We start from the raw sequence: 24,380 nt of genomic DNA, 5'->3' as shown, positions 1-24,380 counted from the left end.
GTTCATTCATACCAGAATTGAAAAACGTGCTTATGCATCCCAACGGGGGTGCTTAAGCGCAACGAGTTTAAATTTACGCGCCATAGGCTGAATAACGCGTTCTGGTCCAACTATTTCACCCAGTGATCCCTGTTCCCAACTGACTTCTAAACTAATCGATCCTTTGCGTAACTTGCCACTCCACGTTTTGAAGGATTCATCAAACATTCGATAGTCAGATGATAGTTCCCAACCTTCCTCTACGTGACTAGACATTATCTCACTTAGTTGCCCTGACTCTATATATTGAATGATGTTTAGCTTCCCCGAGCTAAATTTATATGCGATATATTTCCGTTTTAGTACTGTCAAAATACCCATTAATAGATAGTCCTTTTAAAGTGGGGTCTGTTGTTTACCTGCTGTTCAACTTACTTTGTATCGATCCAAAAACAATAAACTTTATGGCTATATTCCCTTTAAGTGTTACTAGGGTCTGTTGACCCTAAACTTAATACGATACTCACATGGTGTGACACCTATAAAATACTTAAACTCGCGACTAAAATGTGCCTGATCAGAAAATCCTAAATCCAGAGCCATTGCCGTCATCGAGCCATTCGACTTTTCAATATCCGCTAAGGCATTGTGCATTCTCTGTTTGCGAATAAACCACTTGGGTTGAACACCTACGTAGTCATCAAATAAACGCTGAATTGTTCGCACGCCGATACCCGAATACTCTGACAATACCGAAACTGAGTTAATATGTTTTTCACTTTTTACGATTTCGAGTAATGTTTGCGCACGCTGTATATCGGTGTTTGAGCGCTCAGGAAAAAAATAGCAAAACCACTCTTTAAACAGTGTTGTTTGTTTCTCATGATGACCATTTACAGCACTTATTTGCTGATTTATCTCGTCAATACCCGCAAACACTTCCCAACGTCTTAGAGCTTGAACATCGTAGGTTTTGTCAACTAAATCCTTAGCACGTAAACCGAGCAAACTGGGTATTAGCCCCACGTTAAATTTAACACCAAAAATATGACCACGCCCTTGCATGGTGTAGCTGTATTGATTGAGAACAGGCGCCACCAAGCTCACATTGCCACTATCAAATACTAAGTGAAAATAAGGATCAGGTAGGTTGGTCTGAGTAAATATTTGCGCTTTAGGTAAGCACCACTCCACACACCAAAAAATATCCACCCATGTTTTGCTTTTTTCACATGGATAATAGCGAGCCAAAGAATAAGGATCGCTACTGATTTGTTGTTTTACCACGCCTGCAGGAGATGTTGTTATTTTCTTCATAGTAAGCAATAAAAACCATGACGCATTTTTTCAATAAATCCGAGCACCACTAAGATAAACTCATCCACACGTTCGGGCTTTTTTATTCGTGACTAAACGCTTTGAAGCGGTTTGCGCTCCATTTATGCTAGATAGAGCAAACTTACCCATTCTACATAAAATAAGCGGTGGAACAGTAACAATTGTATCGAATAAAATCAGCCCCCCTAAATTTAAGGATATCACTATGGTAATTTCAGGCGAATTTTCTATTACTCAATGGCAAGAAGAATGCGATACAGAGTTCAGTGACGGTGGAAAGATTTCTACCGCCAAGGTAACACAGCAATACACTGGCACTATTATTGGCGAGAGCAGCATAACTTACAAGATGCACTATGACGCCAGTGGTGATGCGCAGTTTGTAGGTTTAGAGCATATTGAGGCAGCAGCGCTTAAGATAGAGGGTGAAGAATTTTTATGCGACCTTGTGTTCAAACATGATGGTCAATTCACCAAGGGCGTCGCCCAAAGTCAGCTTACCATTTTGCGCTGTTCAGCCTATAAAAAACTAGAAGGAAAAACAGGGGAATTTACGGCGCAGGCTGGTGGGCGTGCAGTGTATAGTATTAAGTTTTAAGCCCAACATTGCCATGCTCGACTAGGTATTCAATCAATGCTTTCACTTGGGGCTTAATAGTGGATTGACTATTTGTCAATGCATAAAGCTCAATGGTTTCTTGATAAACATGAGATAGCTTTTTTGAATTTGGCAGTCGCATTGACTGAACCGACTCACATTTATGGCATACCGACTCTGGTAAGATTGCTATTAGCTCTGAATGACTTATCGTTTTTAGAATGTTTGTTAAGGAATTGGTTTCCATTCTTACCTTTAAAGGAAGATTGTAATACTCTGCCACCTTGTTGAGCTTACTTTTTAAAATGTATTGGGAAGGCAATGTTATAAAATCATAAGCCAATAATTTCTCCCAACTTAGGTTATTTTCGCGAACAAGCTCATGCGAGCTATTCATTATTATCCTGAGGTTTTCCTTGTAGAAACGAACGGTATCCAATCTGTCAGTTGTCGGATGGTGCGCAGAAAAACCAATGTCTACTTCGCCATTGAGCAGTGCACAATGAATATTGATACCGGCTTCAATGACCAATTTAATTTGCGTTCTAGGATAGCACTGGATTATGTAGTTCAATGAGTCTTGTATAAAGCTCTGGGCTATTATTGGAGGAGAAAAAATTGTTATTGTCTCATTTATATCCGCAGTGTTTGCCCTCATATCTCCAATTATATTTTGAGAATGCGCTAGCAGTTTACATGCGTGTTGATATAGCTTCATCCCATCAGCTGTCGCTTTTAAATTCCTTCCCTGTTTCTCAAACAAGCTTGTCTTTAAGTAACTTTCGAGTTTCTTTATTGACGTAGTTATTGCGGGCTGACTGATATGCAAGCGCTCACTGGCTTTGTGTACACCGCCTTGCTCTACAACAGTTTTAAAATACTTTAGCTGCCTCAAATCCATAAATAATTTTTATTATTTTGATAGTTAAACAATATTTTATCTATCTAATAGCATACATTATTGTTAAGTCAAATCTAGTATCTAAGAGCATGGGTTTGATCAACTATATTAATCAAGTTAGCGCAGTGCCTTTAATGTTGTGTTCCACTGTCTGCCAAGCAATTTTTGTTATCACTGTAAAGCAGTTGCTTGCTCAAGGGCTCCTGCCTGCAACAATTCTAATGGTGCGAAGTTTGGTCTGTATCCTTATTTTTGCCCCTTGGATGATTCGTCAAAAATATCTCCCCCCCGTTTCCAATTTGAAAATTCATATAGTAAGAAGCACGGCATTCCTAGTCGGTGGAATAGCTCTGCTTACTTCACTTAACAACATACCAATGACGACTGTGATCGCAATCACCTATACCTCTCCAGTATTTGTCTGTATCGGAGCGGTGGTTATGTTTAAAGAAAAGATATCCGTTCACGGTATCATTGCACTAATGATAAGTATAATTGGCGTGAATATGCTCTTTACTGGAGAGATGCTGATTAACACTGTGGGGCTGATATCAGCGATAACGGCCACACTCATGCTAACTGTTGCTCAAATAAGCTTGAAATGCTTATCTCAAAAAGAAACTAAAACACAAATATTTGTAACGCAGCTTTGCTTCACTCTGCCTTTTTTTCTGACAATTTTCGTTTTGTTTGGTGAACCCCCTACCATAACTCATATCCCCTTATTGTTACTGATGTCTTTCAGCTTTACTTTAGGGCAAATTTTTCTAATTATGGCGTTGAGTCGAGGCGATCTAAACAGATTGATGCCCCTGGATTCGATCAGGTTAATTCTGGTCGCTTTAGGTGGTGTATATCTATTTGGTGATGATATTAATGCCCAATTAATATGTGGAAGTATATTGGTTGTAGCCGCTTCAATCATTACTTTACAAGGCAAACACAAATCAGTGTCAAATAACAAACCTTCATCTTAAATTAGAAACAACTAAGGGAAAATTTTTATGCCCCATTTCATTTTACATTGTTCAACAGATATTCTTGAGATTCATTCAATAGACACGATAAATCAAGCAGTTTCTATGATGGCAGGAGATAGTGGGCTTTTTGAAATTGCAGATATTAAAGTGCGCGTCGATTCTTACGACAAATACCTAGTGGGACATGAAAAAGTACCTTTCATCCATGTGTTTTCTCATATAATGCAAGGTCGCACTGTATCTCAACGTCAGAACCTTTCACAGACAATAGTGCGTGGGTTAGCGACGATGTTCCCAAAAGTAAGCAATATTGCTATGAATATATACGAATTTGAAAAGAGCACATATTGCAACACTAAAATGTTGGAGCATGAGGTATTTTGATGTACATACCCCAGCAACTGCTTACCTGACTAAATCACTACCCAATACTAATTTTCTGATCTCTGTTTGATAGAAATATCGAATAGGTATCTCATCGTGAAACAGGTTTTCTAACACAATGACATTTATTTTTTTCTCAGGAATATAGAATTTTATTGAGGCAAAGCCAAAACCTGAACCACCGTGACCTAGGAAAGAAATGGGCGCATTTATGATATTGATACCATAACCGTAAGCAATTTCATCTTCACTCAGTGGCGTGAATGTGTCTGGCACATTCGACGTAGTCATTATTTCGTAGGAATGGCGGCTAAGTAACTCACCATTGTGAAGCTTAGTATCCCAGATGTGCAAATCTTGCACATTGGATATAATACCGCCCGTGGGTATAAAGTCTTCCCACGTTGCCGGCGTAAACCCCAGTTTGTTAAAGTTTACGAGCTGATATTTATCTTGCGCCCATTGATACCCATTGACTAGTGCCTGCTCATTCTCATCATAGTCGTAGCAAAAAGTATTGTGCATTCCTATCTCTTTGAAGAATGCGTTAGCAACTTCGCTGTATTTTTTGCCCGACACCTGCTCAATGATCCTGCCGAGCAAAGCATATGCAGGGTTACTGTAATGAAAGCCAGTTCCGGGTTGGAAAAGCAAAGGTTTGTCGAGAGCAACGATACCAGCAGACATATTTACTAATTGATGCACCGTGACCAGCTTAGCCCAATCAACTTGCAAAGTAGGCAAATACTCACTTACAGGGCGCGCTAAATCGATACTACCTTTTTCGACCTCTTTTAAAATTAACACTCCCGTAATTTGTTTGCTATTAGATTGAATTCTAAAATTGTCGTGTAGCTTTAGCCGCTCTTGCTTATCGAAGTCTGCATAGCCCTGCGCCTTTGCATAGATGTTTTTGCCATCTTTCTCAATTGAGATAACGCCATTAAATTTCCTGGGAGAGTCAGATTTCAGTATGCGATCTATCTTGTTGGCGAGTAAATCGACCGCAGGATCGCCAACCTTGGCATAGGCGCTACCCAAACCAATATACGTAGCCAATAGAGCAGAAAGGCTGAAAGCTAGAATTTTTAAATGTTTCACAGCGTGTGATTTTACGAATCGGTTTTTTTCTTGTAGTAATGACGATAACAAAATTTTGAGAGAGTTTTAAGCACAGTGTTGAATGCTTAGGTTTAGGCTGCAATTGCGCAATGTTCGCATAGCTCATTAAGTCGTGGTTCACGTTTTCTTCTGCATTTGAATTATCTGGTATCTTTTTGACTAGTCGCGTAAAATCAAAAATGACTTCGAATGCAAAAATGGACAACCAATGCTAGATAAATTAGAGCTAAATCAATGTAATAAAAACACAGTTTGGGACTTTTGGCGATGCTTAGATACCTGTAACTCGTCGGACGTATTGAATAAGGTCAAACCCTATATTGATGAGACCACACAAACATTTGGTCCTGATCCCATTAACGAATTGCAAGGAGCTAATCAATATATTGAAGGCTTTTGGCAGCCACTAAAGCACTCTTTCCCTGACCTAAGCCGTGAGACTTTTATCTTCTTTGGCGGAGTATCCAATGGTCGAAAAGACGGTGACATCAACAAAGACGGAGCGTATTGGGTAACTGGTACTGGAAATCTAGTTGGCACATTCGCTCGCGATTATTTGGGTATACCCGCCAGTGGTAAACAAGTTAGTATTCGTTGGGGAGAGTTCTGCAGAGTAGAAGATAATAAAATCACCCATATATATTATCTTCTGGATTACATAGATTTGATGCAACAAGCGGGTTTTGATGTACTCCCTCCCAGTCATGGCAAGGACGGTATGTACCTTGCACCAAAAGCACAAGACGGTATATTGCGTGATCAGATGGATCCAGATTATTCTGCATACACACTCGATCATATGCGCAAATTTATTTATGAAGGCTTAAATAGCTACGACGAATCCGCACTTGAAAGCATGGGGATGGCTGATTTTTTCCACCCCGACGTCACGTGGTATGGCCCTGGAGGCATAGGCGCTTGTTACGGTCTGAAAGAATTTGAAGACTATCACCAAAAAATCTGGTTGCACGCATTTCCTGACCGTGAAGTACAGGATTTAAACGCACTAATAGCAGAGGGTAGATACAGTGGTGGGCCAGGCTGGGCGGGTGTAATTGCGATTCATACAGGAGAATACAAAGGCGTTAACGCCACTAACAATCGTGTTGAAATAAATGGATTAGATTGGTGGCGAAGAGAGGGAGAGCAATTAGTTGAAAATTGGGTGTTTGTTGATATGGTTCACCTGTTTCGACAATTTAACGTTGACTTATTTGAGCGCTTAAAGCAACAAGTCAGCGCTAAATAACCTCAATGCGGGATAAATAACTAAAAAATGGGAAAAGCACTTGCTTTTCCCATCTTGAATTATTGTGAGTTATGTATAAATTTTTGCCGCTAATTTAAAAGCGTACTTTTGCTCTCACACCGTAATTGCGAGGATAAAGATAACCAGACTGTACAATATCGTCGCTATTATTGTTACCCCGAGCTAAAACCGCTTCATCCTCTATGTTTTCAACAAACGCCTCGACGATGTAGTCTTGGTCTTCAGACTCCCAAATCAAGCGAAAATCAGTTTTGGTAAAAGATGCTTGTTGATGAGCTGGGTCATTTGCAAGCAAGTTGGATGTATTGTACTCGTCGGAATAGTAGAACTGTAGATGTGGTGTTAGTGTCCCCATACCTTTGTTCAATTCAATTAAATATGAAGCACTACCGCCAATAGTTAACTCGGGGGACCACGGTGTTCTATTTCCATTTTGGTCAATGAAACTTCTAATTTCTCCATTATATAACTGATAGGGGTTGCCCTGACCGAAAGTACCAAATTCAGAGTTCAAATATGCCAAAGTACCGGTAAGTTGAAGGTTATCTGTAGCCAACCAAACCGCATCAAATTCTGCGCCCATAGCATCGATGTTGCCGCCATTCTCAGAGAAAGTAATAGCTAAGCCTCCTTCAATGCGCTGCAGCTGAGTAAGCAAATTGGTGTACTCTGTGAAATGAAACGCGCCATTAAACTGCAGCGTATCATCGGCAAAGCGACTACGGAAACCCGCTTCAATAACTTGTGACTCTTGCTCTTCTGTAGCCGTAGTGGTATTGACCGAGCCGGAGAGGTAACCTGTTGAAGCAGAGAGGTACAACATTACATCGTCTTGGAGATCATATTCGACACCTGTTCTCCAAGTTACGTTGGAAAAACTTGGATCGCCGTCATGGACATTTGCACTAGTAAGCGCATCAGCAGCGTTACAGTTGAACGAAAACACATCTCGCGAGTTATTGGGTAAAATAAGTGGTGAACTTCCCGCTACGCCAGGCAATACATTGACCACTCGGTCAACGCTACCATCGCCGTTTACATCGCCAGTAAAGTTACTACCACCACAACTTAAGCTTTTGGTTTCGTCATTATAACGAATACCTGCAATCAGGCGTAACTCATCACTAAGCGAGTATTCGATTTGACCAAAGATCCCAAAATATTCAGTATCAATGATAGCATTATCAGCAAAAAAACCATTAAAATTCCGGTCGAGAGAGACGATATCTGTGCCTGATAGCTGGGTAAATTCACCTAATTCATTAACAACTGTGGCGCGAGTAGAATCATCTCTCACCGTTTGGTTGTAAATTGAAAAACTGCTTGAATCTTCTTGGTCAGAGTAATAAACACCTGTTGTCCATTGCAGAGCACTATCATTATTCGATGAAATTTGAATTTCTTGACTAAAGACTTCTGAAGTCTCTAAAAATCCGCCGTTTTGACTGGGCGTAGGGCTGAAGTCAAAATCAAAGTTAATATCATTGTAAAAATCAGTGTATGAAGTGATAGACTTGATACTGAAGTTGTCTGATTCATAATTGACGTGGAAGGCAAGTACATCTTCAGTTAGGTCAACTGGACGCACGTAGTCTTGGCTAATTAAATAAGGGTCACCCCCAGGGCCATTTGATGCGGGTCCTCTACCACCTGATCCTCGAATAGGGTTGGCGCAATTCCGAGTACTACCAAAAGGATCGGTCAAGCCGTCTGGAGTTTCGTTACGGCACAAAAATGTGTATCCAAACAAACCTGCTTCATTACCATCTTCAGCACTATGAGAATATTGCAATAACATCGATAGATCTTCTGACGGCTCGTACAGCAAAGATATTCGGACGGCTTTGTCATCTTGCGCTCCCACATCTGGTCCGGCTAAATTCTCGATATAGCCGTCACTCTTATCGGAAAATCCTGCGACACGAAGGGCAAGCTCTTCACTCAATGGCAGATTGACAAACCCCTCAGTACGAACTCGGTCAAACGCTTGGTAGCTGATATCGAAGCCACCACTTACACCTTCAAAATTTGGACGATTAGTATATAAGTTAAGCGCACCAGCAAACGTGTTTCTTCCATAAAGTGTGCCTTGAGGGCCGCGTAAAAACTCTACCGATTGAACATCGAAAAAAGCACGGGTTTGTTGAGAAGCTCGAGCTTTATAAACACCATCAACAAAAGCACCTACGATTGAACTGTTATCACCAAACGTATTGGAAGAGTTAGCTCCCCTCACATTAAATTTAGCGTCATTACCTGCAAAGGCAAAATTTAAGCCTGGCACTTGCAACTCAAGGCGAGAAACATCGTTAATCCCTCCTTTAGCTAAGGCATCCTCTCCAAAAGCTGATACAGAAATACTCACTTCTTGCAGCGTTTCGGTTTTTCTTTCCGCAGTGACGACTATCTGCTCGATAGCAACACTTTCTTCAACTTCTTCGTCTTGCTGAGCAAATGAAGACTGCGAAGTCAAAGCAAGCATAACAGATGCAAAGATTAACGATCGTTTTTGCCTGAATTTATTGTGAAAAGCTTGCATTTCTTTAGACATGGTATTCTCCGATGAGGTTTTAGTATTTTATTTTTTGTATTTCAATATTTTTCGCTAAAGGGTCAAATACGGTTGTTAAATACCAAACTATCGATTATGTACTTCGAAGTCAATAAAAAGTACAAAAGAAAAAGAATGCATCAAAGAATTACGGAATTGCAAAGATTTCTAGATATACTTCGAAGTCATCTCTTTCATTCTGGCTAGTACATCGACATTCAACTGCGCATACACTGACAATAGGTCAATGAGCACCCAGTTTTCTCGTATTAGCCCGTTTTGCACACGCCAAAAGTCTAAACTGCGCATTGTGATTTTTTGCCTGCCTGGTGCTATACCAAGCCACCCAGCGTCACTAACGGTCATTCTCATTCCCGCCGGCCAACCGGTCACGGCAACATAATTATTATCAGCAAAAAATTTATGATTTTCACTGATGGGTCCCCTATCAGGTAAACCGTTCAAAAAAGGTATTTGATGGCAGTGTCTAAAACCTGCGATCGTCCGAGTACTGCCAATACCTGCTGGTCCATACCAGCTGCATTTGGGATGCCAGAATTCTTCCAAACGCATTGCATCAACACCTCCAGAGGCGTGATTACCTAAGGCTGTACACATGTCAGAAACAATTTTCAGCGAGTTCATTGAGGTACTTGCACAGCGATCAGCTAACGACAAACCATCTTGGGTTGCAGGTCCTGGCACTTGCCACTCGCGCCCTATACTAGGCGAAAGAGGCCAAACCTCAGCTTGCATCATTAGCTCGGGAATATCCCATATAGCCTGCATTTCAACAATTTTATCGTCAACAAACCGATAAAACTCGGTATAGCGCATTGATACAGAACGGCCTGTGGGCGGAATACCTAACCACGGCTTAGTAAAGGTGCCAGTGTAGTTACCATTGCAACCCACCCACATACCGTTATCACTTGCTTCACCTGAGATAATGATATTGTCGCGTCTTTCTATATCAGGCAATGCCTCGTGAAGCGTTAATAGTACGTCATTCAACCATGAATCAAGACTTTCCATAGTTTCAAACGGGTAACACATTTGCAGTAAAGGTTTATCCGCAAAAATATGCTTAATCAATTGAGTGACTTCTTTGACATTAAAGTCATACATGGCTTTGGATAGGGTGTGTATTACTCGTTTATTGGTCGCGTGCTGACAACTGCTTATCATGAATTAAATGCCCGAGAGTCGTAATGTACTATTTGGGTACCTTTTGAAATGTGCAGCCAAATCAAACACGCTGGATTCATTGATAATATGTCCATCAACAAGCTCAAGATGGGAAACAACGCGCAGTCTCATTCGTTCTGAAGTATCCGTATCATCCCCCTCAAAAAGCCACACAATGGCAACGAAATTGTCCTCAGTAGTCACTGATTCAAGCTGGGAAAATGGACGTAAAAACTGCGTTCGGAAATGGCACAGAGACGTAAACAGCTCATTCTTAATAATTGTTCTTCCACTGGAAAGCGCTACGATGGAGGCATTTTCCGAATACAAAGCGTCAATATTACTTAGCTGTCCAACTGAGTGAATTTGCCACCATTTATCCAGTAAGCTGGTGTCTACATTGTTATTACGGACTAAGTTTGATGGCAGCGCTAGGTTGTTTTGCAAATGATCTTGATGATCATATTCTGATAAAACAAGTGGATCTGGATTAGGTAAGCTCTGACTTAAGCTTAATATATCGACTCCCTTTCTATCTGCTACAAGTTGAGTATTGACCACGCAATCAACGGATTTAACGACTCTTCCGTTGTGTTCAACGGCAAGCGATAATAAAACAACCTTGTCTTGACTCGATTGGTTCGAGTAGGGGTAGAGTTTGATCAAGGCCGTTGACATATTCTCAGAATTTACCTGACTGACAATCTCTGTTTGACTTCTCCCGACTAAACTGAGCCAATGAGTTAACACGGTATTAATTTGTGAGGAACCAAAAGCTTTAAATCCATGTTGCTGCCAAGAGCATGAATGAAGTAAAACTGAAGTCAGATTCTTTATATCGCCTTCTTCATAAAAACGAATGAAGTTGTTAATCACGTTTTGGTTCCTCTCTCAGGCCTAGCTTTTTCTGATGTTCCCGCATCAAGTTGACTAAGATCGCCACTTCATCAAAAACAGTCCATTCATTAATGATCAAACCGTTTTTTACTCTTAGGTGGCTCGCCCCCAAAACAAAATAATCTAGCCCTTCATAGAGCTTATATGTAGGATTATTCATGCTTGCAGTGCCTGTTAAACTCCAGCGAATTGCAATATCGGTTGTCTCATCATCAAATTCAACCACACCAACGTGATCACATGTCGCTTTTGCGTCAGGGCAACCTCGCAACCATTGGATAAAGATCCCCGCAATTCCCGGAATGCCAACACTGAGACGACCTCCGGGCCATTGCACTGAAGCATTCAGTGCATAGAATTGTGTTAACTGACTAAATTGTTTTTGATTGAAAATAGTGTCTATCCAGTTACCCGCAAAACTCGACCACTTTGCATCAACATAGCTTGACCATTGGTGAGGAGAGGCTTGCATAGCTCTTACTCTAATTTTTTCCTGTTCCATCCATTCTAAGAAGACTGGGTGTGGGGCGACTTTCAACATGTGTTTAGCAGCATCATGGATATCTATACCGAGCTGCTTGAGGAGGAAACTATTGTCGCGCATTAACCATTCATAGACTATTTTGTTGTCTTTACAAATACAGTCAGCAATGGTTGTCACGCGCCCGGTTTGCCCCGTTGCAGAGCCGAATTCAGAGTGGCCTTTGTTTGTCATAACGCTTGTAATGCGATGCGATGAGTAGTATCCATCCTCACCTAAATCTCGCCAGACTACATTGTCACCAATCAGTGAGCGGTCTGGAAAAGCCGCAACGGTTTTAAGTGTATTTTGAATAACCGTTTCAACATCATCAGAGTACCCTCCTAAGGTAAAGACAGGACAATAGTCGGCGTAGTACTTCTTACATAGACCAAAATCTTTTTGCTCCCAAATGCGATGCGTGATTCGGATGATATAATCGACGATATCGATAAACTCAGGATCGAACCCTTCTAAGTTTTGTGTATTTGGTCCTACCGGATTGAGCAACTCGGGTAATGATTTCCAATAGGTTTGTGTCACTTTGTTCGTAAGACAATCAGTCACCACAATTTGCCCCATTATTACCGTTTGATAGCGTATGCATCATTGCGAATACGTCCAATCCCATTTGCTCACACATATGAACCAAATCGATCGCAACCCAGTTTTCCTTTAATAAATTTCCTTCCCGACGCCAAATATCCATAACTCTCAACTCTAAATACTTACCGCTAGGTGGCAGTCCAAGCCAACCACCGCATGAATGGGTGCCATGCATATGCGGCCACCCGCCTGTTGCGGCATAGTTGCCCTGTGCAATGAACGCAGTATGATGATCTACAATCCGGTCTGGAAAACTAAATACAAACGGGCCTTGATGCTGCTGTCTGAAGTCTTCGATACCTCGAGTCGTGCCTATGCCAGCAGGGCCATACCAGATAAAATTAGGATCCCAATAATTTTCAAGCTTCATACTAGACAGCGATTCTCCGTCAAAGCGTCCAAGCTCATTCAACATGTCTATAACTAGCTGCTTGGTGATTTGCCCCTGCTCTTTCGAGTCAAAAGGAGGGTTAACTCCATCTAGAGTACTAGGTGGCAAAATTGTCCCTGACTTACCCAATGATTTACGCAGTGGGTTAACCCCTGCCTGCTCCATCAAGTCAAGCATGTCCAGTATGGTGTAGCCCTCTATAATTTTGCCGTCTCTTTCTGCCACCATCTCGGTAAATCTTAGGTAAGCCGCTTTGCCTGTATGGGGGATACCAAATAATGGCGAGTTGAAATTACCAACAAACACCCCCGTGGAAAAAGTCCACTTAACGTCATTCTCTACTTCCGATAACGAGATAAAGGTTCTGCGCTCTATGCCTTCAAAGGCTTTTGTCAATGGCAACCAGCAAGCTTGAATCCAATCGTCCATGCTCGAAACTTCATTCACTGGCGCAGATACATGCCATTTGGTATTTTTGTCGACGAAGTCGTTTACTTCAGTCGAGTTTATAATCACAGCCTTATAAAACTGTTCAACGACACTCACATGCATCTCCTATACCCAATATTGTATTGACCACAAAAACATCAATGTAGTCACGAAAAAAGCAAAAAGATAATAGTTAATTGGATCGACCTTACCTGGTATTCGGTACCATCCATTTTCTTTCTCTGGTAGCCCCTCTTTAGCAAACATTCTTTTTTGCCCAACAACAGTATATTCGGAGTACTCTTCTTGTTTGCCGTCAATGAGTAGGCTAGCCAAGATAGTTACAATGACATTGGTACCAGCTCCGATCGCAGCATACCAAGGCCACGCAACATCAGTGCTAGTTGCGGTGACGGTAACCACAATAAAGCCAGCAGCAGTGCCCACCAATAAGCCATTTTCAGTCGCTTGTTTAGAGAAAAAACCAAGCGCAAACATGCCCAGTTGAGCGCCAACAAAGAAAGATCCCACTTTACTCAACACTTCGAGAATAGAGCCAGTACTATGCAAGTGGTAACCAATCGCAGGGATAATTATGATAAGCGCCCAGACGAGAGTGAAAATACGGGTCATAGTGAGATAGTGTTTTTCTGGTTTATCTTTAGCCCAATATTTTTTATAAAAATCGATAGTGGTAACAGTCGATAGAGAATTGAATGCAGAGTCTAAACTAGACATCGACGCAGCCATAACAGCGGCAGCGATAACCCCCATTAGCCCAGGTAAACCGTAGTCTGAGGCAAACTGTAGAATAATGGTATTTTCATTCTCAAATGTTTTGCCGTCGTAGTAACTGTAAAACAACACGCCTAATGCGATAAAGAATAAGTAGATAAAAAATGCAGCAAACCCCATTAATAAATATGACTTTTTCGCATCTCCAATATTCTTAGCTGCTAAGGTGCGCTGCACCATCATTTGATTGGTACCGTATACGGTAATGTGATACAGCGTCATTGCTAAAATCCCGCTCCAAACCGTGGTAGTCGTATCAAAATCAAAACTAAAGTTAAGCGGGTCAAGTTTGCCTTCTGCTTTTAGTGCAGCTAAGGAGCTTTCTACTGAAAAGTCACCTTGTGTAACCAGTGCATAAAAGATAATGCCGGCACCTGCAAACAAGATAAAAGATTGAATCACATCAGTCCAAATTACCGCCGTGATCCCCCCCATGACCGTGTATATCAGTGCAATAATGGTGACAATAATAATAGCTGTTACAACTGGAATGCCGGTAATAAAACTCAGTACTACAGACGTTGCATAAAGCACAGCCGCACTACTCATAGTTTGAGACACCAACCAAATAGCAGAAATAGTCCCTCTAGCGCGTTTACCAAACCGTTTTTCCTGATATTCGTAGATAGACGCGACGCCGGCATTGTAGAAGAATGGGAAGAAAAATATGATCACAGCCATAATGACAAGCGGATAATTCAAATGGATTGCAATGACAGATAAACCATCCTTGTAAGCCCAAGCGGGTGCGCCGAGAAAAGTCATGGCACTTACATAAGTCGCAACGACTGAAATGCCTATTGCCCACCAAGGGGTCGTTTTCTTTCCTAGATAAAAATCATCATCAGACTCGATGTTTTTTCCAATCACTAGCCCGAGCAAAAGGTTAGCGATGATGTAAACGATCAAAATTGTCCAGTTTATCGTGCCGAATTCCGTCATGTACGACCTCTGCTTTGTTATTTGTTTTTATCAAATATCTAATATCACTATAATACCGTTTGACTTCGAAGTCATTAGAAAATAGCATTTGTTTGCAACGATATAGCTTTTAGGACTTATAGTGGCTAACTTTCAACGTGAAAAATCGCTAATAAACAATTATTTAAATAAACTGGAACAAGCACCCAGCCATGCGATAGAAAGCATTTTTGATGAATTCGTTTCGGACGAATTCGAATGTTTCGCGGTGTATCCATTTAACCAGATGAGCAGCAAAAAAGAGGCTATAGACAAAGTGTGGATGCCTTTGCACAAAGCATTTTGTCGTTTACAAAGGCGTCAGGACATATTCATGGCTGGTCGAAATGAATATGACGGAAAAGTCTGGGTAATGAGCATGGGTCATTTTTTGGGACTCTTTGATCGTGATTGGCTCAATATTCGAGCAACGCAAAAAATGACGATGCTTAGATATGCAGAGTTTTTTTGCATCGAAAATGACAAAATTCTTAAATCTGGTCTATTCTTTGACATTATCGGCTTTATGCAAATGGTGGGAATGAACCCACTGCCTCCAACAACTGGCAATTATTTTGTTTATCCCGGTCCGCGCAAACACAATGGTATCCTCACTGAAGTGCAATCTCCTGAAGCAGGGGTGAAAACCTTAAAGCTAGTTGAAGCAATGATAGATGACTTAAGTACATTAAACATAACGGCTAATGACAACTATCCGCCTGCTATTTTAGCCAAAACGTGGCATGAGGATATGGAGTGGTATGGCCCCGCAGGAATTGGCGCAAGCTATACAATCACACGATATCAGCAACAGCATAGTTATCCGTTCAGACAACAACTGAAAGACAAAAAATTCAATGGTCATGTTTGCCGAATAGCTGAAGGGGAATTCGCCTGCTTCTTTGGCTGGCCAAACCTAACCAATACTTCGACAGGGGGTTTTCTTGGTCTACCCGGTGGCAGCCAGCCTGCAGATATGCGCGTTGCAGATATTTACTCTAGAGAAGACGACAAGTTGAAAGAAAACTGGGTATTAATTGATATTCCTTATTGGTTAAAACAACAAGGCCTCGATATCATCGAACGAACAACCTCTATCCTAAACCCAATTAAGCAATAGTGCTCTGTGCTGCATCAAATGTAGCACTAAGCTGCTTAGCGCCAGACAGAATAAAACTATGATCTGACCCCAAAAGAAACAAGCTAACTCCTTTATTTAACCAATCTGGTAGTTCGTTTAAATCGGATACAAACATACCTAAAGTAACGTTGTGGCGACGCGCAGTTTCAACAATATTTGTGATAACTCTTTCGACACTCGCGTCTTTTGGCGAGTTTGCTTTTAGTGCCACTGTTAAGTCCATTGTGCCTATAAACAAGCAATCTAAATGTTCGACCTGACAAATTGCATCCAGCTGATCCAAAGCACACAAGTCTTCAATTTGCGCAATGACACACGTTTGTGACCGGTTTTTTGCTAAATTATCAGCAATAGTTGATGTAGTATATTCTGCAAATCTAGAGGAGCCAGCATAACCTCTGCCACCATCGCCAAAGTAACAATACTTGATAATATCATTTATCTGCTCCGCTGTTTTTACATGGGGCACGACGATCCCCGTAGCACCAATATCAAGAGTGTTGAGAATGGTTGCACTCTCGCTATCTGGGATCCTAACCAATACGGGCTTTTGACTTGCTCTCGCTGCAAGCACGCATTTGTCAAGATCACTGCGATCGAAGGGAGCATGTTCTGCATCTAAACATAGCACATGTAACGCAGTACGACTTAATACTTCAGTGTTATGGTAGTGTGTCGTTTTTACAAAGGTGCCTAAAGTAGGTTCACGCGTTTGTAAACGCTGTTTTAGGTTCACGATTCTGTGTATCCAATTAATTTATTGAAGTTAAGCCAGTTTTCTAGCTCAGTCGTTACCAATTTTGACTGCTCTAAAATAGCGAAATGGCCTGCATTATGAATAAATACCAATGTTGATTTTTTTATCGCAGCGGCCATTACATTCTGATGTTCAGCAGCACATAACACGTCATGCTCTCCTGCGAGAATCAGCACGGGTATGTCGAGAGACGCTAGCAATGATAAAGAATCAGGTCTCTCAGCTAACACCGCTGACTGCCTTTCAAAAGTACTCAAGCCGAGTTGTTTTGCCATTTGCCATATTTGTTGCCGAATATTGTCAGTTTCCCTGAAAAGGTAATTTGGTAGGAACGAATTTTCAAATAGCGTTTGAAAGCCAATTTGTTTGGCTTCATTTATTTGAGCTTGGCGCATTGCCTCTCTACCTTCCAAATCAGCATGGCTATTACTGTTCAGTAACACTAAGCCCTGACAATTGGGTATGCGTGAGCGCAATGCGTGCATGGCAACCATCCCCCCCATTGAAAATCCGACTAGTACACACGAACGCCCATTGATCGCGTTATTGAGTGTATCAACCATTGCTTGCAATGTAGATTCTTCAACGAAATCCAGCGCAATAAAGTCTGTATCGGTATATTGATGTGCAAACTGTTCAATAATTTGATCAAACATTTGAGAGGTACATAGTGTACCTGGGATAAAAACAATACATTGTACTGACATAGGACTACTTATGATTTTGCTTTAGCAACGGAATTTCCTTCTATCAATTTGCCCGACCACATTCTCAACTGCGCAGGGCTTGTAGGATCTTCTATCTGTTCAATAAGAATATCAATCGCTGCTTTGGTCATTTGTTCAATTGGCTGTTTTATTGTAGTCAACTGATAACTATACCAATTAGCTGGATTTATACCGTCAAATCCAACAACCGATAAATCCTCTGGTATTTTTAAACCAAACGTTTCACGGGCTTCATCAATCACGCCTAGAGCCATTGCATCATTCCCACAAATTACAGCGGTTGTTTTACTTTTAACGGGATCGTGTTGACGCAGTGCCTGCCTTCCAGAATCGTAAGAATAGTCACCACTTACAATTGGAACATCACTAAATCCTTTTTTCTCTAGGTGAGTAACGGCGACAGCTCGGCGTTCACGACCGACTTCAGATACAGAAGGACCTGATACAATTAGAAAGTTCTTATGATTGTGATCGATGAGTAAATCTATGAGCAGACCAATTCCGTGTTCGTGGTTGCAGCAAACTGAATTTGCTGATTGATCGGACACTTTTCTGTTGTACAAAACCACAGGTATGCCGTGCTCTTTGAATTGGGTCAGTGTCTGGTGGTCAAAATGTGCCGCCAATGCGATAACCCCATCAACCTGAAATGTCCAAATTTGTTCCAGTAAAGCACTTAAGCCAGCTTCGTCGTCAAGAGTAAAAAGCAATAGTCTCTCGTTGCGATGCCTCAAATTCTCATTCACCAGACTCAGTACTTCCGGATAATTCAAGTTAGCTGTAGTCGACATGATTACCGCAACCATACCTGAACGCTTGGTTATCAGCATCCTCGCTATTGCATTCGGTTTATAGCCCATGCGATTGGCTGTTGCTAAGACTTTTTTACGCGTTGCTTTTGATACACTGCGTCCCTCTAAAAACACTCGAGAGACAGCAGATTGAGAAACACCCGCCTCTTTGGCGACGTCGTAAGATGTTACGCGCTTCTTATCGTTGGTGGACATAGTTTAATTTATTATTTATCTTTGTACCGACGCAAACGAATATCGGCTTGTTCTTTGTGACCAGCAAATCCCTCAACTGCACACAAACGAGAACAATACTCACCGACTAAAACAGAAGCCTGTTCAGTTACACGCTGGAATGTACAAGTTTTGATGAATTTACCTACCCATAATCCACCAGTGTAGCATGCGGCTCGTTTTGTTGGTAGCGTATGGTTAGTACCAATACACTTATCTCCATAGGACACATTAGTTTCTGGCCCCAAAAATAATGCCCCAAAGTTTTGCATGTTATCTTTAAAGTAATCCACGTTTTCTGTCATCACTTGAACATGCTCAAAGGCCAATTCATTTGCCACATTCAGCATTTCTTCATAGGTATCGCAAACGATCACTTCCCCAAAATCACGCCATGCACGTCCCGCGATTTCACCAGTAGGTAATATCTTGAGCTGACGCTCAACTTCTTTCATCGTCTCGTTCGCTAGCTTTTCACTGTTTGTCAGTAGCACCGCTGGAGAGTTGACCCCGTGTTCCGCTTGGCCCAACAGGTCTGCAGCACACAACTCACCATCTACAGATTCGTCGGCAATAACAAGGGTTTCAGTTGGACCTGCAAACAAATCGATCCCGACACGACCAAAGAGTTGACGTTTCGCCTCGGCTACAAATGCGTTTCCTGGTCCAACGATCATATCCACGGGAGCAATGCTCTCAGTGCCTATCGCCATTGCTGCAACGGCTTGAACACCACCAAAACAATATATCTCGTCAGCGCCGGCCATATCCATGGCGACAACAATAGCGGCAGACGGCTTGCCCTCAAAAGGTGGAGCACAAGCAATGACACGTTTTACACCCGCTACCTTTGCAGTAACCACACTCATATGCGCAGAGGCCACTAGTGGGTACTTTCCGCCTGGTACATAACAACCTACACTCTCTACAGGGATGTGCTTATGGCCGAGGGTAACACCGGGAAGCGTTTCTACCTCTACGTCCTTCATTGAATCCCGTTGTATTTTCGCAAAATTCTTTACTTGCTGTTGTGCCCAACGAATGTCATCGATGACTTGTTGCTCCAGTTCAGTATAACAAGCTTCAATTTGCTCCCGAGTCAATCTAAATGACTCCGGAGTCCATCTGTCAAATTTTTCGGAATAAGAAAGTACCGCTTGATCACCATTCGCTTCAATATCAGAGATAATGTTTTCAACGATACGCTGAACTTCTTTATTTGATTCCGCCTTCTCTTGTTTTGAGGGACCTTTCTTTAAATAATTAATCATCGTTGCTCCAGATATTTCCAATGAATAGAATGATTTTTCTTGCATAAAAATTTATCGTACTTAATAATGACTTCGAATGCAATAATAATAGCTAAGAGGGTATATGTTTGGATTTTCTCCATGCTTATTGAAGGGGAAGACAGTTTTGGTAACGGGCGCAGGAAAGGGAATTGGCTTTGATTGCGTTCGCCACGCGGCAAAAGCGGGCGCTAGTGTAATTGCAGTATCACGTACTCAAAGTGATTTGGACGAATTGCGAAGTCTCTATCCAAAACAAATAGAATGTTGGTGCGAGGATGTATCTTCAGATCAATTTATCCGTCGACTCAATCAACTAGATATATTGCATGGACTCGTCAATAACGTCGGTACCAATAAAGTATCACCTATCGAGAAACAGCCACTGGAAGACGTGGATACCGTTATCGACTTGAACATAAAATCACTGTACCGAACAACCAAGGCGGCCATTACGCCAATGAGAAAAGCCAATCAGGGCGCTATCGTCAACATGTCCTCGCAAATGGGTTTTGTCGGTTCAGCAGGACGAACCCTTTATTGCATGTCGAAACACGGTGTTGAAGGGTTTACGAAAGCACTTGCTGTAGAATTAGCGGAGTCGAATATTCGCGTTAACTCTGTCGCCCCAACATTTGTGCAAACACCATTGACACAACCCATGTTAGAAGACCCTGAATTTAAACAATTCGTACTCGACATGATCCCTCTTAACAAATTAGCCACGACTAGCGATGTCGCTAACGCTTGTACTTTCTTACTCAGCGATCTTTCGTCAATGATCACCGGCACCTCAATTAAGGTTGACGGAGGTTGGACGGCAAGGTAGTAAATTCGATTTTAAGGAATTTCCATGTCACTAACATCTCGTATTGTAAAATATAAAGAATTAATTCCCTGTACCACAGCTTTCATCGATACCAGAAGCCCAGGTTCAGACAAAAAAGAAAACTTTACTGTTATAGGGCCGGGCGTAGCTGAAAACCCTGATCAGCACGTGCATATTTCTATTCCACACGGGTTCAACATCGGTGGAGCAAGGCAACCTGCTGGTTGCTTGAATTCCCAACATAGTCACTTGACCGAAGAAGTGTTTGTCGTGCACACAGGCACTTGGGATTTTATTTCAGGTGTTAATGCCGATGATGGCCGCATCACGCTTAAGCCAGGAGATGTGATTTCCATTCCTACAGATGTTTTTCGTGGTTTTGAATGTATTGCAGGCGCTGCCGAGGGAGAAGAAAAAGGCTTAGGATACCTTCATGCCATATTGGGCGGTGATGATCCAGGTCGAGTTTTGTGGTCTCCAAAGGTATTCAAAATGGCCGAAGAGTTTGGGCTTGTTCTGCTTGAAGACGGTAGCTTAATAGACACAACTCAAGGCCAATCGATCCCAGAAGATAAATCACCGATGCCGGTTACGTCACAAGCTCAAATCGAAGAACACAGAGTGGTGAATAGCGATGAACTGAAAACAATAGTACATCGAACTGAAAGCTTTGTATGGCTACAAGATACATCGCTCTCTCAATTCGAGGGGGTATACGAAACCCCATTAGTTGGCGGTAAAAATTCAGCGGAAGGCTTACCAGCTTCGAAGCTTGGCTGGAATCACGGCTTTGTCGTACGGGCACTAAAATTAGAACCAGGAGCCAGTATCCCACTGCATATTCGTTTTGAAGAAGAAGTTTTGTTTGTACATCAAGGACAACTAACCGTTACATCGAATGAAGAATCATGTGTACTGACAAAGGGAGATAATTTTTCCACACCAATTGAATCGCAACGGAGTTTTACCAATCAAAGTAACACGGACTGCATTGTATATATTACTCGACGGTACAATCAGCCCAAAGCACCTCTGTTCAAATAGTTTTGATGTAAAACTAATAAAGCCGCTATTTAGCTGCTTTCTACATTGTTTTCAACATTTTCATTTTTGTCTTAGGTCAAAACGGAATATCATCATCATAATCAAAGCTTGGCTCTGACATTTTAGGCGCTTGCGCCGGTTGCTGTTGAGGAGCCGACTGCTGAGGAGGGCGTTGGTAATTGTTTTGCTGTGGAGCTGGCTGATAACCGCCTTGTTGTGGCGCTTGATTGGCACCTTGATTTGGCATTTGCTGATAGCCACCCCCTTGCCCTTGGTTGTCGTTTCGACCTCCTAGCATTTGCATTTGATCGGCGATAATTTCCGTGGTGTAACGATCATTACCTTGTTGATCTTGCCATTTACGAGTTTGCAATTTACCTTCGATGTAGATTTGCGAGCCTTTTCTTAAGTACTCTCCCGCTATTTCAGCCAATCTGCGGTACATAGTAATGCGGTGCCATTCGGTGCGCTCTTGTTGTTGACCTTGCTGGTCTTTCCAACTTTCACTGGTTGCCAGACTCAAATTAGCTACTGCTCCGCCATTTGGCATATAACGTATCTCGGGATCATTCCCCAAATTGCCGACTAAAATTACTTTATTTACACCACGAGAGGCCATTGTTTTTCCTTTGTTTTCTTGTTCCGCAATCGCTCTGAGCTAGGTAATAGGCACCTATCAGAAGCCACAATATTCTACAGCGAAACCTTCTTCGTTATTCATTATAGTGTATCCCGTTTTGACCGACTTAGGCTAGTCAAATCTAACTTTTGATAGCACATGTGTACCACCACAAGTTATCAAAACAGCGTGCTATTTTCGACTGAATAAACGTTCAGTCATTCGCTGCATTTTGCTTTGCAACAGGAGCAAGCATAGCTAAACCGTAGTCCGAGTTGTTACAAAAGTGTGATAAATAGACTATACCTTTGTGAAGACTCGCTATGCAAGTGACGCTAAAGTAAGCATGGTCACGAGTAGTTATTCACAATAAAAAAGAGAAAAAATATGCCTATACAAGCCGAAAACACCATGCAATCTTGCGGTACCCTTTGTCAAACACAGCAGTTTTTAAATTCGCCCAAAACACATTTATACTTGACCATCGTAATGGTTTCATTTTCGGTGTTAGTTTAAGTACGAGCTTTTATTTTTGTGTGTTGTGCAGGCTGTCTAGGGCTAACTGTGTATTAAATAGTTTAGCATCTACTTTCAAATAAAAGGCCTTTGCTTCGGGATCTGCACTGACATCCTTGACCCCTTCGATTGCCATCAACAAAGCCATTGCATGGTTGATGCTGTCATCATCCATACCTGTGCTTTCTGAAAAGCCCAAGGTTACTCGCTTAACTCGTTCTACATTTGCTAAGCCTCTTGCCACTAAGCTGGCCAAGAATATAAACAGCAAACAAACTACAAATGTCGTTTTAGTGTCGAAATACGCATTCATTGCACCAGACAACATACCACCTACAAAGGCACCCAAGAACTGAAAACTAGCATAAATACCCATCGCACTGCCCTTTTGACCGGCTGGCGCAATAGACGAAACCATGGCAGGCATCTTAGCCTCTAAAAAATTAAACCCAGCAAAAAAACTTATTCCCGCAGCAACAATGAGCCAATAGGTCGGTACTTGAGTGAGTAGTACCAAGCCCACCGCCATCAGTAACAAAGTAATATTGAACATGTTTTGCGTAGTCAATACATTCGCCATGCGAATTAATACAACTAAGATTGCAACAGATATCAACAAAACCACACCGTACACTTGATAATGCCTCGCTAAAGGCTCACCAATATCCGTTAATAAAACAGGAATTTGCACGAAAAAACTGGTAATCAGTAGATGCAGCACAAGCACTAAAAGGTTTAAGCGCCAAAGATGAGGGTGCGAAAACAAGGCAGACAAATATTCTGTTTTTGGCAACGCGTCGCCGGTTGCGGATGACGGTTGTACATTTGGCACCCCAAATTTTACAAGAGGGAAGCAAAACAATGCGCTAGCGGCTGTAAGGTAGAATATTGCCGACACACCATAATTGGCAGCGATAAGGGGCCCAAGCAACAGCGCAAGATAAAAAGATAAACCGATAGACACACCGATGAGCGCCATAATTTTAGTGCGTTGTGACTCTCTAGTCACATCAGAAGCCAAAGCCATCACCGCACCCGCAATCGCGCCAGCGCCCTGCAGCACACGCCCTAGAATAAGGACAGTCATGGATTCAGCTATACCCGCTATCAAGCTACCCAAAGCAAACAAGGCTAAACCAAGATATATTATCGGTTTACGCCCTAGTCTATCCGACATTATTCCCATGGGTATTTGCAATATTGCTTGCGTTAAGCCATAACCCCCAATGGCCAGTCCCACCAGTAAAGGAGAGTAGTCAGGGTATTCAATTGCCGCAACCGCAATAACAGGGATGACCATAAACAAGCCAAGCATACGAAACACATACACAGCAGCAAGGCTCAAACCTGAGCCTAGTTCCGTTGAAGTTAACTCTTTATCGTTCATGGACCTTCTAACTACGCCTAATAAATGAGACCAAAAGCCAAGTATTGACTGTTGGTTATTTTCGAATCTATGTCTATTGAAAACACCGGTTGCGCAGTTTACTGTTTTTTTGTCTATTTGGTAAGAGCTAGTTAGG

The 24,380-nt window shown here is 41.9% G+C and carries 23 protein-coding genes; 7 read left to right on the top strand and 16 right to left on the bottom strand.

Translation table 11 applies throughout. The annotated features are described in order from the left end of the window. Window positions 1-30: 30 nt before the first annotated feature. Window positions 31-360: a hypothetical protein gene (locus tag ACFOHL_RS12750; protein WP_376920624.1), complete on the bottom strand. Its 330-nt coding sequence runs from the start codon at window positions 358-360 to the stop codon at window positions 31-33. A 108-nt stretch (window positions 361-468) separates the two neighbouring features. Next, complete coding sequence (locus tag ACFOHL_RS12745; protein WP_376920623.1) at window positions 469-1,296, bottom strand: helix-turn-helix domain-containing protein; 828 nt, start codon at window positions 1,294-1,296, stop codon at window positions 469-471. Window positions 1,297-1,384: 88 nt separating this feature from the next. Here ACFOHL_RS12745 and ACFOHL_RS12740 point away from each other — a divergent pair, with 88 nt between their 5' ends. Then, entirely contained in the window at window positions 1,385-1,915 is a 531-nt protein-coding gene (locus tag ACFOHL_RS12740; RefSeq protein ID WP_376920622.1) for a DUF3224 domain-containing protein, read from the top strand. Here ACFOHL_RS12740 and ACFOHL_RS12735 read toward each other — a convergent pair. After that, window positions 1,905-2,816, bottom strand: a complete 912-nt coding sequence (locus ACFOHL_RS12735; RefSeq protein WP_376920621.1) for a LysR family transcriptional regulator — start codon at window positions 2,814-2,816, stop codon at window positions 1,905-1,907. The genes ACFOHL_RS12740 and ACFOHL_RS12735 overlap by 11 nt on opposite strands. Before the next feature lie 95 nt (window positions 2,817-2,911). Here ACFOHL_RS12735 and ACFOHL_RS12730 point away from each other — a divergent pair, with 95 nt between their 5' ends. Together ACFOHL_RS12730 and ACFOHL_RS12725 are read left to right on the top strand one after the other, a co-directional pair. Further along, the gene (locus ACFOHL_RS12730; RefSeq protein ID WP_376920620.1) at window positions 2,912-3,793 is read left to right on the top strand and encodes a DMT family transporter; all 882 of its coding nucleotides are present in this window, start codon (window positions 2,912-2,914) and stop codon (window positions 3,791-3,793) included. Window positions 3,794-3,820: 27 nt separating this feature from the next. Further along, a complete protein-coding gene (locus tag ACFOHL_RS12725) occupies window positions 3,821-4,180 on the top strand; it encodes a 5-carboxymethyl-2-hydroxymuconate Delta-isomerase (protein WP_376920619.1) in 360 nt (119 codons plus the stop codon). 21 nt (window positions 4,181-4,201) lie between these two features. On the opposite strand, the gene ACFOHL_RS12720 is transcribed toward ACFOHL_RS12725, so the two are convergent. Then, complete coding sequence (locus ACFOHL_RS12720; protein WP_376920618.1) at window positions 4,202-5,281, bottom strand: serine hydrolase domain-containing protein; 1,080 nt, start codon at window positions 5,279-5,281, stop codon at window positions 4,202-4,204. A gap of 229 nt (window positions 5,282-5,510) precedes the next feature. On the opposite strand from ACFOHL_RS12720, the gene ACFOHL_RS12715 reads away from it, so the two are divergent. Then, window positions 5,511-6,551 carry an ester cyclase gene (locus tag ACFOHL_RS12715; protein WP_376920617.1) on the top strand — a complete coding sequence of 347 codons (1,041 nt, stop codon included), beginning with the start codon at window positions 5,511-5,513 and terminating at the stop codon, window positions 6,549-6,551. A 94-nt stretch (window positions 6,552-6,645) separates the two neighbouring features. On the opposite strand, the gene ACFOHL_RS12710 is transcribed toward ACFOHL_RS12715, so the two are convergent. The 6 genes from ACFOHL_RS12710 to ACFOHL_RS12685 form a co-directional block, all read right to left on the bottom strand. Beyond that, window positions 6,646-9,123 (bottom strand): TonB-dependent receptor, encoded by a 2,478-nt coding sequence (locus ACFOHL_RS12710; protein WP_376920616.1) that lies wholly within the window; start codon window positions 9,121-9,123, stop codon window positions 6,646-6,648. A 168-nt stretch (window positions 9,124-9,291) separates the two neighbouring features. Beyond that, complete coding sequence (locus tag ACFOHL_RS12705; RefSeq protein WP_376920615.1) at window positions 9,292-10,311, bottom strand: ester cyclase; 1,020 nt, start codon at window positions 10,309-10,311, stop codon at window positions 9,292-9,294. 3 nt (window positions 10,312-10,314) lie between these two features. Then, entirely contained in the window at window positions 10,315-11,187 is an 873-nt protein-coding gene (locus ACFOHL_RS12700) for a nuclear transport factor 2 family protein (RefSeq protein ID WP_376920614.1), read from the bottom strand. Next, window positions 11,180-12,295 (bottom strand): nuclear transport factor 2 family protein, encoded by a 1,116-nt coding sequence (locus tag ACFOHL_RS12695; RefSeq protein ID WP_376920613.1) that lies wholly within the window; start codon window positions 12,293-12,295, stop codon window positions 11,180-11,182. Before ACFOHL_RS12695 ends, ACFOHL_RS12700 begins: the two co-directional genes overlap by 8 nt. Continuing rightward, a complete protein-coding gene (locus tag ACFOHL_RS12690) occupies window positions 12,288-13,271 on the bottom strand; it encodes a nuclear transport factor 2 family protein (RefSeq protein ID WP_376920612.1) in 984 nt (327 codons plus the stop codon). The genes ACFOHL_RS12695 and ACFOHL_RS12690 overlap by 8 nt, the downstream gene beginning before the upstream one ends. A gap of 9 nt (window positions 13,272-13,280) precedes the next feature. Next, the gene (locus tag ACFOHL_RS12685) at window positions 13,281-14,891 is read right to left on the bottom strand and encodes a sodium:solute symporter family transporter (protein ID WP_376920611.1); all 1,611 of its coding nucleotides are present in this window, start codon (window positions 14,889-14,891) and stop codon (window positions 13,281-13,283) included. A gap of 121 nt (window positions 14,892-15,012) precedes the next feature. On the opposite strand from ACFOHL_RS12685, the gene ACFOHL_RS12680 reads away from it, so the two are divergent. Next, entirely contained in the window at window positions 15,013-16,029 is a 1,017-nt protein-coding gene (locus ACFOHL_RS12680; RefSeq protein ID WP_376920610.1) for a nuclear transport factor 2 family protein, read from the top strand. On the opposite strand, the gene ACFOHL_RS12675 is transcribed toward ACFOHL_RS12680, so the two are convergent. Genes ACFOHL_RS12675 through hisD form a run of 4 tightly spaced genes read right to left on the bottom strand, consistent with a single transcriptional unit; the run spans window position 16,019 to window position 19,831 of the window. Then, window positions 16,019-16,786 carry an HpcH/HpaI aldolase family protein gene (locus ACFOHL_RS12675; protein ID WP_376920609.1) on the bottom strand — a complete coding sequence of 256 codons (768 nt, stop codon included), beginning with the start codon at window positions 16,784-16,786 and terminating at the stop codon, window positions 16,019-16,021. The genes ACFOHL_RS12680 and ACFOHL_RS12675 overlap by 11 nt on opposite strands. Beyond that, window positions 16,783-17,514 carry an alpha/beta fold hydrolase gene (locus ACFOHL_RS12670; RefSeq protein ID WP_376920608.1) on the bottom strand — a complete coding sequence of 244 codons (732 nt, stop codon included), beginning with the start codon at window positions 17,512-17,514 and terminating at the stop codon, window positions 16,783-16,785. Before ACFOHL_RS12670 ends, ACFOHL_RS12675 begins: the two co-directional genes overlap by 4 nt. An 8-nt stretch (window positions 17,515-17,522) precedes the next feature. Continuing rightward, window positions 17,523-18,542 carry a LacI family DNA-binding transcriptional regulator gene (locus ACFOHL_RS12665; protein ID WP_376920607.1) on the bottom strand — a complete coding sequence of 340 codons (1,020 nt, stop codon included), beginning with the start codon at window positions 18,540-18,542 and terminating at the stop codon, window positions 17,523-17,525. A gap of 11 nt (window positions 18,543-18,553) precedes the next feature. After that, entirely contained in the window at window positions 18,554-19,831 is a 1,278-nt protein-coding gene (hisD, locus tag ACFOHL_RS12660) for a histidinol dehydrogenase (protein ID WP_376920606.1), read from the bottom strand. A gap of 103 nt (window positions 19,832-19,934) precedes the next feature. Between hisD and ACFOHL_RS12655 the strand changes: the two genes are divergently transcribed. Together ACFOHL_RS12655 and ACFOHL_RS12650 are read left to right on the top strand one after the other, a co-directional pair. Continuing rightward, window positions 19,935-20,678, top strand: coding sequence for an SDR family NAD(P)-dependent oxidoreductase (locus ACFOHL_RS12655; protein ID WP_376920605.1), 744 nt, complete (start codon window positions 19,935-19,937; stop codon window positions 20,676-20,678). A gap of 24 nt (window positions 20,679-20,702) precedes the next feature. Next, window positions 20,703-21,722 (top strand): cupin domain-containing protein, encoded by a 1,020-nt coding sequence (locus ACFOHL_RS12650; RefSeq protein WP_376920604.1) that lies wholly within the window; start codon window positions 20,703-20,705, stop codon window positions 21,720-21,722. A 76-nt stretch (window positions 21,723-21,798) separates the two neighbouring features. Here ACFOHL_RS12650 and ssb read toward each other — a convergent pair whose 3' ends face one another. Together ssb and ACFOHL_RS12640 are read right to left on the bottom strand one after the other, a co-directional pair. Next, window positions 21,799-22,341 carry a single-stranded DNA-binding protein gene (gene ssb, locus ACFOHL_RS12645; RefSeq protein WP_376920603.1) on the bottom strand — a complete coding sequence of 181 codons (543 nt, stop codon included), beginning with the start codon at window positions 22,339-22,341 and terminating at the stop codon, window positions 21,799-21,801. Window positions 22,342-22,867: 526 nt separating this feature from the next. Continuing rightward, window positions 22,868-24,244: an MFS transporter gene (locus ACFOHL_RS12640; RefSeq protein WP_376920602.1), complete on the bottom strand. Its 1,377-nt coding sequence runs from the start codon at window positions 24,242-24,244 to the stop codon at window positions 22,868-22,870. Window positions 24,245-24,380 lie beyond the last annotated feature (136 nt).

This window comes from Agaribacter flavus (assembly GCF_042646125.1).
Taxonomy (GTDB): domain Bacteria; phylum Pseudomonadota; class Gammaproteobacteria; order Enterobacterales; family Alteromonadaceae; genus Glaciecola; species Glaciecola flavus.
The sequence above is the reverse complement of the archived record's forward strand: the minus strand, read 5'-3'. Positions and strand labels throughout refer to the sequence as shown.

Coding starts and splice junctions, on each gene's coding strand:
- ACFOHL_RS12750 (WP_376920624.1), bottom strand. CDS start 360: ATGGGTATTTTGACAGTACTAAAACGGAAATATATCGCATATAAATTT.
- ACFOHL_RS12745 (WP_376920623.1), bottom strand. CDS start 1,296: ATGAAGAAAATAACAACATCTCCTGCAGGCGTGGTAAAACAACAAATC.
- ACFOHL_RS12735 (WP_376920621.1), bottom strand. CDS start 2,816: ATGGATTTGAGGCAGCTAAAGTATTTTAAAACTGTTGTAGAGCAAGGC.
- ACFOHL_RS12725 (WP_376920619.1), top strand. CDS start 3,821: ATGCCCCATTTCATTTTACATTGTTCAACAGATATTCTTGAGATTCAT.
- ACFOHL_RS12715 (WP_376920617.1), top strand. CDS start 5,511: ATGCTAGATAAATTAGAGCTAAATCAATGTAATAAAAACACAGTTTGG.
- ACFOHL_RS12710 (WP_376920616.1), bottom strand. CDS start 9,123: ATGTCTAAAGAAATGCAAGCTTTTCACAATAAATTCAGGCAAAAACGA.
- ACFOHL_RS12705 (WP_376920615.1), bottom strand. CDS start 10,311: ATGATAAGCAGTTGTCAGCACGCGACCAATAAACGAGTAATACACACC.
- ACFOHL_RS12685 (WP_376920611.1), bottom strand. CDS start 14,891: ATGACGGAATTCGGCACGATAAACTGGACAATTTTGATCGTTTACATC.
- ACFOHL_RS12670 (WP_376920608.1), bottom strand. CDS start 17,514: ATGTCAGTACAATGTATTGTTTTTATCCCAGGTACACTATGTACCTCT.
- ACFOHL_RS12665 (WP_376920607.1), bottom strand. CDS start 18,542: ATGTCCACCAACGATAAGAAGCGCGTAACATCTTACGACGTCGCCAAA.
- hisD (WP_376920606.1), bottom strand. CDS start 19,831: ATGATTAATTATTTAAAGAAAGGTCCCTCAAAACAAGAGAAGGCGGAA.
- ACFOHL_RS12655 (WP_376920605.1), top strand. CDS start 19,935: ATGTTTGGATTTTCTCCATGCTTATTGAAGGGGAAGACAGTTTTGGTA.
- ACFOHL_RS12650 (WP_376920604.1), top strand. CDS start 20,703: ATGTCACTAACATCTCGTATTGTAAAATATAAAGAATTAATTCCCTGT.
- ssb (WP_376920603.1), bottom strand. CDS start 22,341: ATGGCCTCTCGTGGTGTAAATAAAGTAATTTTAGTCGGCAATTTGGGG.
- ACFOHL_RS12640 (WP_376920602.1), bottom strand. CDS start 24,244: ATGAACGATAAAGAGTTAACTTCAACGGAACTAGGCTCAGGTTTGAGC.